Origin of the sequence: Shewanella algidipiscicola (assembly GCF_003605125.1) — a bacterium.
Taxonomy (GTDB): domain Bacteria; phylum Pseudomonadota; class Gammaproteobacteria; order Enterobacterales; family Shewanellaceae; genus Shewanella; species Shewanella algidipiscicola.
In genome coordinates this window covers 68336-79546 of the sequence record NZ_QPQT01000010.1, presented here as the reverse complement: position 1 = coordinate 79546, position 11211 = coordinate 68336, and the positions used below count along the sequence as shown (strand labels likewise).

At 52.8% G+C, this 11211-nt stretch carries 11 protein-coding genes; all 11 read left to right on the top strand.

What is annotated here, in order from left to right; all coding sequences use genetic code 11:
* The first annotated feature begins 3 nt into the window (after positions 1-3).
* The 11 genes from DVO77_RS12380 to DVO77_RS12330 are packed head-to-tail and all read left to right on the top strand — an operon-like array spanning position 4 to position 11205.
* Positions 4-252 carry an acyl carrier protein gene (locus DVO77_RS12380; protein ID WP_110457602.1) on the top strand — a complete coding sequence of 83 codons (249 nt, stop codon included), beginning with the start codon at positions 4-6 and terminating at the stop codon, positions 250-252.
* On the top strand, positions 252-800 hold the full coding sequence (locus tag DVO77_RS12375) for a COG4648 family protein (RefSeq protein WP_110457603.1): 549 nt from the start codon (positions 252-254) through the stop codon (positions 798-800). The genes DVO77_RS12380 and DVO77_RS12375 overlap by 1 nt, the downstream gene beginning before the upstream one ends.
* A complete protein-coding gene (locus DVO77_RS12370) occupies positions 797-2170 on the top strand; it encodes an AMP-binding protein (RefSeq protein WP_119978549.1) in 1374 nt (457 codons plus the stop codon). Before DVO77_RS12375 ends, DVO77_RS12370 begins: the two co-directional genes overlap by 4 nt.
* Positions 2163-2534: an ApeI family dehydratase gene (locus DVO77_RS12365; RefSeq protein ID WP_110457605.1), complete on the top strand. Its 372-nt coding sequence runs from the start codon at positions 2163-2165 to the stop codon at positions 2532-2534. Before DVO77_RS12370 ends, DVO77_RS12365 begins: the two co-directional genes overlap by 8 nt.
* Positions 2534-4258, top strand: coding sequence for a glycosyltransferase family 2 protein (locus DVO77_RS12360; protein ID WP_119978548.1), 1725 nt, complete (start codon positions 2534-2536; stop codon positions 4256-4258). Before DVO77_RS12365 ends, DVO77_RS12360 begins: the two co-directional genes overlap by 1 nt.
* On the top strand, positions 4259-5806 hold the full coding sequence (locus tag DVO77_RS12355; protein ID WP_119978547.1) for an HAL/PAL/TAL family ammonia-lyase: 1548 nt from the start codon (positions 4259-4261) through the stop codon (positions 5804-5806). It abuts the gene before it with no gap.
* Positions 5807-5818: 12 nt separating this feature from the next.
* Entirely contained in the window at positions 5819-6250 is a 432-nt protein-coding gene (locus tag DVO77_RS12350) for an acyl-CoA thioesterase (protein WP_119978546.1), read from the top strand.
* Between the two features lie 2 nt (positions 6251-6252).
* Positions 6253-6975 (top strand): outer membrane lipoprotein carrier protein LolA, encoded by a 723-nt coding sequence (locus DVO77_RS12345; RefSeq protein ID WP_119978545.1) that lies wholly within the window; start codon positions 6253-6255, stop codon positions 6973-6975.
* Entirely contained in the window at positions 6972-9359 is a 2388-nt protein-coding gene (locus DVO77_RS12340) for an MMPL family transporter (RefSeq protein WP_119978544.1), read from the top strand. Before DVO77_RS12345 ends, DVO77_RS12340 begins: the two co-directional genes overlap by 4 nt.
* Positions 9356-10621, top strand: coding sequence for an NAD(P)/FAD-dependent oxidoreductase (locus tag DVO77_RS12335; protein ID WP_119978543.1), 1266 nt, complete (start codon positions 9356-9358; stop codon positions 10619-10621). The genes DVO77_RS12340 and DVO77_RS12335 overlap by 4 nt, the downstream gene beginning before the upstream one ends.
* Positions 10618-11205, top strand: coding sequence for a DUF3261 domain-containing protein (locus DVO77_RS12330; protein ID WP_110457612.1), 588 nt, complete (start codon positions 10618-10620; stop codon positions 11203-11205). The genes DVO77_RS12335 and DVO77_RS12330 overlap by 4 nt, the downstream gene beginning before the upstream one ends.
* Positions 11206-11211 lie beyond the last annotated feature (6 nt).

Below are 11211 nucleotides of genomic sequence, written 5' to 3'. Positions count from 1 at the left end.
TACATGCAAAATCGTCAACAGATCCTCGACATGCTAACAAGAATATTGGTCGAAGAGTTCGAAATTGAAGCGCAAGATATTACCCCTGAGGCCTCATTATATGACGAGCTCGATCTCGATAGCATAGATGCGGTCGATTTGGTGATCAAACTGCAACAACTCACGGGCAAGAAGATCCAACCCGATGAGTTTAAAGCGGTGCGCACGGTCGATGATGTCGTATCCGCCATCGAAGGACTCGTTAAGCAGTAATGCGCCTGATAATACAAGTAATTAGCACCCTACTATTATTAGGCTATCCCATAGCGGTATATTTTGGGCTACATTACTTGCCACCAGGCGTGATTGCGTTAAGCCTATGCCTTTTGTTGGTGGCACGCTTAGCCGTACAACAACAGCGTGTCAAGGCGATGGTCCTGCCACTATTGGCTGGCATCGCTTTGACCGCAGGCAGTTTTATTGCCAAGCGTAACGACTGGTTACTCTACTATCCTGTGGTGATCAATCTGACTATGTTGGGGCTGTTTGCTTATTCGCTAAAACACGGTCCCAGCATGATAGAGCGTCTGGCGAGGTTGAAAGAACCCAAGCTGCCTGACACGGCGATCCCCTATTTGGCCAACGTCACCAAACTCTGGTGCGGGCTATTTATTGTTAACGGCGTAGTGGCTTGGTATACCGCCCACTACACCAGCTTAGCAACCTGGACCCTGTACAACGGTCTCATCGCGTATCTGCTTATTGGGCTACTACTCGGTGGGGAATGGCTATATCGAACACTGTGGTTAACAAAGTCATGACAGAGCTATTAAAAACTTGGCTGTATCAAGGCCCCTCGAGCCAGCAACTTATCAGCTTCAATCACCACGACATCGTCACGGGCAGTGCATTTACCGCCCAAGTGGCCGCCCTGCATGCCAGCTTAAGTGAACAACCCGCCAAGCGCTGGTTACTGGCAAGTGACAGTAGCGATCTCTTCGCCATCGGCTTGTGCGCTGGGTTGCTTGCGGGTAAACAGTTGATCTTGCCGAGTAATACCCAAGCTGGCACCTTGAGTGAACTGACTCACGAATTTGACGGCATCTTGTCTGACAGTTGCCTGTGTGAAGGTAAACTGATGTTGACGCTCAAAAAAGAGCACTCTGGCGCCGAATCTCACTGGCCGTCCCTTGCAGATAACGCTACCGTGGGTGAACTGGTGCTCTTTACCTCAGGCAGCAGCGGTCAGCCCAAAGCCATCACCAAGACCCTAGCCCAGCTCGATGCCGAAGTCAGCGTACTGGAGCAAACATTTGCGGCGCACCTGCCCCATTGCAGCGTGATATCGACAGTGTCACACCAACATATTTATGGGCTCTTGTTTAAAATTCTCTGGCCGCTCGCCGCCAGTCGCCCTTTTCTGAGTGATCTGGTGGAATACCCAGAAACCCTAACCTATTACACTAGCTTATTTCCTAACTTATGTTTGATCAGTAGCCCGGCGCAACTGTCGCGACTGCCCGAAGCACTCGAGCATCAGCCACAGCTGCATTCGCCCAGCTTAGTCTTTAGCTCTGGCGGGCCGCTCAATTTCCAAGCGGCAGCAGAAATCGCCCATTGCTATGGCAAACCGCCCATAGAAGTGTACGGCAGCACTGAAACCGGTGGCATCGCATATCGCCGTCAAAGCGCCGACAATCAACCTTGGCGCATTTTTGCCTCACACCAAATTAAGCAAGATGCAATGGATGGCGCGCTGCTGCTCAAATCACCTTATTTGGACAATGACGACTGGTTAAAATGTGACGATAAAGTCAATCTTGTCAGCGACAGCGAGTTTCATCTGTTGGGTCGACTCGACCGCATCGTCAAAATTGAAGAAAAACGTATCTGCTTAGTGCAGATGGAGCAGTTGCTAGAATGCCACCCCATGGTGTCTCAAGCCATGTTAATGGTATTAGAGCAACCACGAGTGCAACTTGGCGCGGCCATCGTACTATCGAGTCAAGGGCAACAACTGCTCAACAATGAAGGCAAGTTGGCGGTGAATAACCTGCTCAAAGCCCACCTGTTGACTCAGTTTGAACGGGTCACTCTGCCCAGACGTTGGCGCTATCCAGAGGTGCTTGAGCTGACCCCGCAGGGCAAGCGTGATAATCAACGATTAATTGAGTTATTTAGCCATGATTAAGTCCAGTTTACCGCCCATTATCGGTAAGACCATGCTCACCGATGGCGTCGAATGGCACCTCGACATTGTGGCAGCCTTGCCCTATTTCGACGGCCATTTCCCACAGCAAGCCGTATTGCCCGGGGTGACTCAGTTAGATTGGGCGGTGCAACTCGGCGCACACGAATTTGGCTATGAAGCACAAGTCGACAGCCTTGAAGTATTAAAGTTTCAGCAACTTATACTGCCTAACAGCCAGGTGTTTCTCAAAATCAGCCTCAATGCCAGCAAGCATAAACTCACCTTTAGCTATTACGATGGCGACAAGCGTTTTGGCTCGGGTCGTATCGCCCTGAGCGGCGCTAAACTCCAGGAGAGCGCCTGATGCAGTTAGCGTTAGTCATTCCCAATTACAACCATCAACAGGCGATTAAGCAGACCCTTGAGCGTTTAGCGCCGCTGGCTCTGCCCTGCTATCTGGTTAACGATGGCAGTAACGATGAGACCCGCTACCTATTAAGCCAATTAGCCGAGCAATATGATTGGGTTACCCTATTGCATCACCCCTATAATCGAGGCAAGGGAGCCGCAGTTACCACAGGGCTAAGGGCGGCTTACGCCGATGGTTTTACCCATGCCTTGCAAGTCGATGCCGATGGACAGCATGATCTAGACGATATTCCGGCTTTTATCGAACATGCCAAAGCCCGACCAGAGGCGGTGATTTCTGGCCAGCCGCAATACGATGACTCAGTGCCTAAAGGCCGCCTCTATGGCCGCTATATCACCCACTTTTGGGTTTGGGTCGAGACCTTAAGTTTTGAGATAAAAGATGCCATGTGTGGCTTTCGCGTCTATCCACTGACGGCGACCGAGCGACTGTTTTTAACCGAGGCGCTAGGCGAGCGTATGGACTTTGACATCGAGATATTAGTCAAACTCTACTGGCAAGGCACACGTATCGTGCACCTACCTACCAAGGTCATTTATCCAGAAGATGGTAGCAGCCACTTTCAAGGGGTACGCGATAACCTACGCATCTCAGCCCTGCATACCAAACTGTTTTTCACCATGCTCAAACGCCTACCTAAGCGACTGCTGCGCCAGTCTGAGCCACAACAAGCCAGACACTGGTCGCGCATCAGCGAACGCGGCAGTTATTGGGGCATCAAGCTGCTCGCAAGTAGCTATAAGATTGGTGGCCACTGGCTATGTCGCGCCATTATGTATCCGGTGATCGGCTATTTTTTTCTCACTGGCAGCAGCGCACGAGCCGCCTCTTTGCAATTTTTACAGCAAGTTAAACGCGTTGAACCCCAGCATCCCCAACTCAAGGGCAAGATAGGGTGGCGCCATAGCTTAAAACACTTCATCAGCTTTGGTAACGCGGCCTTAGATCGTATCGATGCCTGGTGCAATCGGCTGCAAATGAACCAAGTAGACTTCGCGAATCGCGCGCTACTCTACCAACAGATTGAACAGGGTAAAGGCGCGGTTTTACTGGCCTCACACTTAGGTAACATTGAGCTGTGCCGGGCAATATCCAGCCACCAGCACAAGATTAAAGTCAATGTGATGGTGCTAACTGAGAACGCTGAAAATTTCAATCGGGTACTTAAACAACTCAACCCGGACAGCGCACTAAACCTTATCCAAGTGAGCGAACTGGGCCCCACCACCTCCATGCTGCTGCACGAAAAAATCGCCCAAGGCGAGTTGGTGGTTATCGCAGGCGATCGCACCTCATCGCGCAGCCAAGGCCGAGTGGTTTACGCCCCCTTTATGGGTAAACCCGCACCATTTCCTCAGGGGCCTTTTATTTTGGCAGGGTTACTCGACTGCCCGGTCTATTTGATGTTTTGCTTGCGAGAACAGGGGCGCTATCGAGTCTATTTAGAACACTTTAGCGACACCTTGAAAGGGCCACGCGCCGGACGCATGCAACGCCTCGAGCAAGCCATTGGCCGCTACAGCGCCAGACTTGAATACTACGCACGGCGCGAGCCACTGCAATGGTTTAATTTTTTCGATTTTTGGCGCAAGGATGACGAGCACCTGCGCGCGGCGAACTCAACTCGCCCCCCAACCGTTAACAGGACAGATAAATAGATGACGCAACCCGCAGTAAACCTCATTGAGTTCGGCCAACGCTCATTGACACTAGAAGAGGTGGTGGCCATTGCCAAAGGCGCTCAAGCCAAACTCAACCGCCAGCCAGACTACCAAGAGTCGATTCAAAAGGGCGCCCGCTTTATCGACAGCCTACTGGCCGAAGAGGGCGTGGTTTATGGTGTCACCACAGGGTATGGCGACTCCTGCACCGTTGCCGTGGGGCTGGACTTGGTCCATGAGCTGCCGCTGCACTTGTCACGCTTTCATGGCTGCGGGCTCGGCGACACTTTCAGTGAAATGCAGGCCCGCGCGGTAATGGCGTGCCGGCTCAACTCGTTGGCACTGGGTAAGTCAGGGGTGAGTTATGAGCTGCTGCAGCGCATCGAAACCTTGCTCAATCTTAATATTGTTCCCGTTATCCCCCAAGAGGGCTCGGTCGGCGCCAGTGGCGACCTCACCCCGCTCTCCTATTTAGCGGCGGTATTGGTGGGCGAACGCGAGGTGTTTTATCAAGGCAAGCGTCAAGCGACAGCCCAGGTGTACGCCCAGCTATCGATCACGCCGCTCACCTTACGCCCCAAAGAGGGACTCGCCCTGATGAACGGCACCGCGGTGATGACGGCGCTGGCTTGCCTTGCCTACGACAGAGCTCAGTATTTAGCTCGCCTGACCAGCCGCATTACTGCCATGGCCTCGTTAACGCTTAAGGGCAACGCAAACCATTTCGATGAGATACTGTTTGCCGCCAAGCCACACCCAGGGCAAAACCAAATTGCCGCTTGGATCCGCGCCGATTTGAATCACCATGAACATCCACGCAACTCTGATCGCTTACAAGATAGATACTCTATCCGCTGCGCGCCTCACATTATTGGCGTGTTACAAGATGCCCTGCCGTTTATGCGCCAGTTTATTGAGACCGAACTCAACAGTGCCAACGACAACCCCATTGTCGACGCCGAAGGTGAGCATATTCTCCATGGCGGCCACTTCTATGGCGGCCATATCGCCTTCGCCATGGACTCGATGAAAAACACAGTGGCGAACCTTGCTGACCTTATCGATCGCCAGATGGCCTTGGTGATGGACCCCAAATTTAACAACGGTTTACCCGCCAATTTGTCGGGGGCTGCTGGCCATCGCAGTGCTATCAACCATGGCTTTAAAGCGGTGCAAATTGGCGTGTCAGCCTGGACGGCCGAAGCGTTAAAAAACACCATGCCCGCCAGCGTCTTTTCACGCTCGACCGAGTGTCACAACCAAGATAAAGTCAGCATGGGCACCATTGCCGCGCGAGACTGCATGCGGGTATTACAGTTAACCGAACAAGTCGCGGCCGCCGCCTTACTCGCCATGACTCAAGGCATTCATTTGCGGGTCAGCCAACAAGAGTTATGCCAAGCATCCTTGACCCCATCGGTGGCGAAAACCCTGCAACAGGTGAGCGAGGATTTCGACTTTTTAAGCGAAGACCGGCCACTAGAGCAGGTATTACGCCAAACGGTCGATAAAATACAGCAAGGGTTATGGGAAGTGTGCCACTGAGGAATGATGCCGATGAAAGCCATATTGACAACCGAAATGGAAATGCTGATCCCCTTCCATGATGTCGACTCCATGGGGATCACTTGGCACGGTAACTACCTGCGCTATTTTGAGGTGATCCGCTGTCAGCTGCTGGATAACATTGATTATGGCTATCGCAAGATGCAAGAATCAGGCTATGGTTGGCCCATTGTGGATCTGCAGATCAAATACGTGCAGCCCAGCACCTTCGATCAAAAGGTGAAGCTCACCGCGTCACTGGTCGAGTGGGAAAACCGCCTTAAAATCACCTATGAAGTCCGCGACCTCGCCAGCAACAAGCGCTTGACCAAAGGCTATACCATTCAGGCGGCGGTCGACATGCGTGACCAGCAGCTGTGCTTTGTGACCCCAGAGTGTTTTCGCGACAAGATTGCACATCTGCTCGACAGCAGCGGAGACTAGCCATGGCCACCTTAAGCCGCTACCTTTGCGCCCTATTGCTGAGCTTAATCCTCAGCACGTCAAGCTATGCCGAGCAGGCGAGTCCTGCTGCCGATAGCACCTTTACCAGCTTGTTTGCTACGCCCGCAGATAAGCTCGCCCTGCAGCAACTGGCCGAGCAGCTCAGCAGCGGCGACACGGCTCAAGGGCAATTTACTCAATATCGCCACTTAACCGTATTGCAACGCCCGCTTGTCAGCCATGGCGAATTTGTATTTCAAAGTGACTTAGGTTTAGCTTGGGTGCAGCTGCGCCCATTTGCCAGCACCTTAGTGCTGAGCCAAGACACCTTGGTGCAGATCGACAGTGACGGTCGGCGTCAGGTCAATCGAGCCGATGACAACCCTCAAGCGCAAGCATTAGCCCGCACCATACCGTTATTGATGAGTGCCTTGCTGCGTGGCGACATAGAGCCGCTCAGCCAGCAATTTAGCCTGCACCTTATCCAAGACGCCAGTGGCTGGCAACTCGGTTTGATCCCAAAAGATCCCATGCTAGCGCAAGCGCTGCCCAAAATGGTGATGCAGGGGCAAACCCAGTTAAATTCGCTCACCTTACTTAATAGTAATGGCGATCGTAGCCTCATTGAATTTGAGCAGATAAGTGAGCAGCCATTATCGCCCCAACAACGGGCGCTATTTGCCACCGACAATGATGCCGACAACAGGCCTGACGCGCACCGATGATCGCCCTTCTCGCACGTCAACTCGACCGCCTATCGGCTAACAGTAAGCTGTGTATGTGGTTGCTGCTACTGGGGACAATGCTTGCCTTAGGCGCAGTGCAGCTGCAACAAGGCGCTAAGCTGCAAAGCGATATATTGGCCATGCTGCCTACATTACAGCAAGATGCGCTCACACAAGCGGCCATCGACCGGGTTGAGCAGCAACTCAGCGACCGTATCTATATCGGGTTAGTTGCCGACACCCAGGCTCATGCTATCGATGCCGCAAAGCGGCTCATGCAGGCACTGGCGCAACATCCTGACAGTTTTACCGACATCAGCAGCGCTAATATAGATAGCGCCAACGCGTTTAATCACTTTTACTTTGCCCATAGGTTTAAGCTACTCACCGAGCAGCAGCGTAACTTACTTAGCCAAGGTCAGCTGGACAGATTAGAGCAGCAAGCACTCGCCCAGCTCTACAATGCCTTTGGTTATGCCAATAGTGCGCTGCTGAGCCAAGATCCACTGCTGCTGTACCCCGCTAATCTACAAGCCTTAGCGCCAAGCCAACAACTGCAAAGCGCGCAAGGGATCTTGCTTAGTACCCAACAAGAGGCGTCAGGGAACACTCGCTACGGGGCCATAGTGATGGCTAAAGGCCTAGGCAGCGTTTTTAATCCTAACGCCCAGCAACAACAGATCGCCGCCTTAGACGCCTCACTTAACCAGTTAAGCATGACTGGCGACATCGAGGTGCTGAAAGCGGGGGCACTGTTGCATGCCAGCGCCGCGACAATCCAAGCCAAACAGGAGATCTCAACCTTAGGAGCCGCCTCACTTATCGGGGTAATTACACTCGTGTGGTTGGCGTTTCGCTCGATTTTCCCATTAGTGATAGCCAGCCTAACGATCGCCACCAGCTTGCTGTTTGCCTGCGTGACCACCTTGAGTGTGTTTGGCGAGCTACACCTACTCACCTTAGTGTTTGGCACCAGCCTGATTGGGATCGCCATCGACTACAGCTTTCATTTTTATTGTGAGCGCCTCAGCCAACAACAGGCGGCAACGCCTGCGGTCAATGCGGTGTTTCCGGCGGCATCTTTGGCCATAGTGACCACAGTGCTAGCGTACCTTGGCATTGGTTTAACACCGTTTCCGGGCATGCAACAGGTTGCCATCTTCTGCGCGGCTGGATTAATCGGTGCCTACCTGACATTACTGCTGGCCTATCCCAAATTAGCCAATAGCCCACTTAAACCAAGGCCGAGCACCTTGGCATTGGCTCAGCGTTACTTAACACGATTAACCTTGCTGCACCGCCGCCTGCGCACTAAAGGGGCAGCGCCACTGGCGCTAATTATGGCGCTACTCTGTCTGTGGGGGCTGCTGCAACTGACCACAGATGATGATATTCGTAACCTACAACAGAGCCCGCTTGAGGTCGTGCAGCAGGAGCAGCGCCTGCGTCAGTTGCTCAGTGGCGGCACCGATAATCAATTTATCTTGGTCAGGGCCCAAGGCGAGCAGCCGTTATTACAACAACTCGAGCAACTTGCTGAGCCGCTCAAGCAGCTGCAGCAGCGAGGCGTGATTGGCAATGCGATTAATTTGGCCAGCTATCTCCCTAGCCATCAAAAACAGCAACAGGCGTATCAACTACAAGGCCTCATTTATCAAGACATCGAAGCGGTTCTAGGCAGACTAGGGCTCGACCTAGGCCTAGCCCCAAGCCTGCGCCAACAATACCTAGACAGTGCCAGTTTACTGATTGAGCCCGACGCCTTTTTGGCGTCACCCGCTGGCATATCGCTCGCCCCGCTCTGGTTAAGCCCAAGCGGTACCGATCCTACGCCGCAATATGGCGCCATAGTATTACTCGGCGGCATTACTGATCTGGCGGCGCTGCAGGCGAGTATTGCGCCGTTCACTCAGGTAGAACTGGTGGATAAAGTCGCCGATATCTCCAGTGTGATGGCCAAATATCGCGGCCTCACCTTAACCTTGTTGGCACTGGCGCTGGTGCTGGCCTCGTTGATTTTCTCACGGCGATTTGGCATCAAGCTGGCGTTATGGGTCACCGCGGTGCCTGCATTGGCGGCGTTATTGACCCTAGCAACGCTTGGGCTGCTAGGCTCTCCACTGACCTTATTTCATGCCTTGGCGCTGATTTTGGTATTCGGGATCGGGGTCGACTACAGCCTATTTTTCGCCGAAACCCAACAGGGTAAAGGGGTGATGATGGCGGTGTTTATGTCGGCCTGCTCCACCTTAATGGCTTTTGGCTTATTGGCATTTAGCCACACGCCAGCAATACACTATTTCGGCTTAACACTCTTATTGGGCATCGCATTCACCTTTGTGCTTGCGCCCCTTATTTACACTTTTACAAGGACAGACAAGTGACCGACTCAACCCATGCTAACGCACCACAAACAGGCCATTATGATGTTGTGATCATAGGTGCAGGCCCATCAGGAAGCGTGGCAGCTAGCCTACTACATCAGCAAGGTAAGCGAGTCTTGGTGATTGAAAAACAACATTTTCCGCGCTTTTCTATTGGCGAAAGTCTACTGCCTTGTTGTATGCAGATGTTAGAAGAAGCCAACATGCTAGAAGCGGTTAATCAGGCGGGTTACCAATTTAAAAATGGCGCCGCCTTTAATTGGCAAGGCCGCTCGACCATGTTTGATTTTACCAACAAATTCACCCCTGGCCCCGGCACCACTTATCAAGTCGAGCGCGGCCATTTCGATAAATTATTGGCCGATACAGCCGCTAAGCAAGGGGTTGAGATCCGCTATGGCGACACCGTCGCCGCCGTTGACTTGTCGGCGACGCCGACGCTCACCATTGTCGATAGCGCCCAGCACTCCTATAAAATAAGCGCCGAGTACCTGCTCGATGCCAGCGGCTACGGCCGAGTGTTAGCGCGCCTCTTACAGTTAGAGCGCCCGTCAAGCTTACCTAGCCGCACCGCCATTTTTACCCATATCGAAGACAATATCGATAAGGTTGAGCTGGGCGATCGCCCATTCGACCGCAATAAAATCTTAATCAGCGTGCATCCTGATAATCGAGATATCTGGTACTGGCTGATCCCCTTTAGTAATGGCCGCTGCTCACTGGGCGTGGTGGCAGAGCCTCACCTATTGGGCGACTTAGAGACTGATACTAGCAACATATTGATGCGCTTAGTAAACCAAGAGCCGTACCTAAAACAGCTACTGGCTAAGGCCAAGATTGTCAGAGAATGTGGTCGCCTAGCGGGCTATTCGGCCAACGTCAGCACGCTGGCAACCGACAAGTTTGCCCTATTAGGCAACGCGGGGGAGTTTCTCGACCCGGTGTTTTCATCTGGGGTCACCATCGCCATGCAATCGGCGTCGATGGCAACGCGTTGCATCGTCAGGCAGCTAGAGGGGGAAAGCGTTGATTGGCAAGCCGAGTACGCCACGCCACTCATGCGCGGCGTCGACACCTTTCGCACCTATGTGCAGGCTTGGTATGACGGCCGTTTTCAAGACGTGATTTTTTATGAGTCACCCAACCCCAAAATCAAACAGATGATTAGCGCGATCTTGGCTGGCTACGCTTGGGATGAAAACAACCCCTTTGTGACAGAGTCTGAGCGGCGACTCAATATGATTGTCGAGCTGTGCCAATGACCGCAGTTAAGCACTTAGGTTTTGCGCTAAGCGTGTTTATCGCCCTTGCCCTTAGCGGATGTAGCCAACATCTGCAGCGGCAAACCTGTATGCCGCTAGCCAGTGAGGTCAGCTACTGTTTAGCGCCGCTGCTCAATGAGCCGCTCCGTAGCCAAAGCCTGCAGGTTGACTTAAGCATCGCAGGCAATCGGCACCAATTATTGAGCCAACTCGAACTCAGCTCGCAGCAACTCACTCTGGTCGGCCTCGCGCCACTGGGGCAGGCGCTATTTACCTTGACCTTCGATGGTCAGCGACTCGACAGCCTGCAAAGTCGGATACTCGGCGAGCAATTTAAAGCCGAATACCTGCTGGGATTGCTGCAACTTATTTATTGGCCGACAGAGACTGTTAATCGCCATTTACATGGCGCTACAATGACTACAGTTAAATGTGATGCGCCGCTGTGCCGCAGGCTTTATGCTAACGACAACGAGGCCAACATTATTGATATTCGCTATAGTCAGCCACAACCTTGGCAAGCTCAGGTGGATCTGGCGGTTGTCCCAGCAGAACTGACACTGCACATAAGGCCGGTTGAGTAACCTAAT

Coding starts and splice junctions, on each gene's coding strand:
- DVO77_RS12380 (WP_110457602.1), top strand. CDS start 4: ATGCAAAATCGTCAACAGATCCTCGACATGCTAACAAGAATATTGGTC.
- DVO77_RS12375 (WP_110457603.1), top strand. CDS start 252: ATGCGCCTGATAATACAAGTAATTAGCACCCTACTATTATTAGGCTAT.
- DVO77_RS12370 (WP_119978549.1), top strand. CDS start 797: ATGACAGAGCTATTAAAAACTTGGCTGTATCAAGGCCCCTCGAGCCAG.
- DVO77_RS12365 (WP_110457605.1), top strand. CDS start 2,163: ATGATTAAGTCCAGTTTACCGCCCATTATCGGTAAGACCATGCTCACC.
- DVO77_RS12360 (WP_119978548.1), top strand. CDS start 2,534: ATGCAGTTAGCGTTAGTCATTCCCAATTACAACCATCAACAGGCGATT.
- DVO77_RS12355 (WP_119978547.1), top strand. CDS start 4,259: ATGACGCAACCCGCAGTAAACCTCATTGAGTTCGGCCAACGCTCATTG.
- DVO77_RS12350 (WP_119978546.1), top strand. CDS start 5,819: ATGAAAGCCATATTGACAACCGAAATGGAAATGCTGATCCCCTTCCAT.
- DVO77_RS12345 (WP_119978545.1), top strand. CDS start 6,253: ATGGCCACCTTAAGCCGCTACCTTTGCGCCCTATTGCTGAGCTTAATC.
- DVO77_RS12340 (WP_119978544.1), top strand. CDS start 6,972: ATGATCGCCCTTCTCGCACGTCAACTCGACCGCCTATCGGCTAACAGT.
- DVO77_RS12330 (WP_110457612.1), top strand. CDS start 10,618: ATGACCGCAGTTAAGCACTTAGGTTTTGCGCTAAGCGTGTTTATCGCC.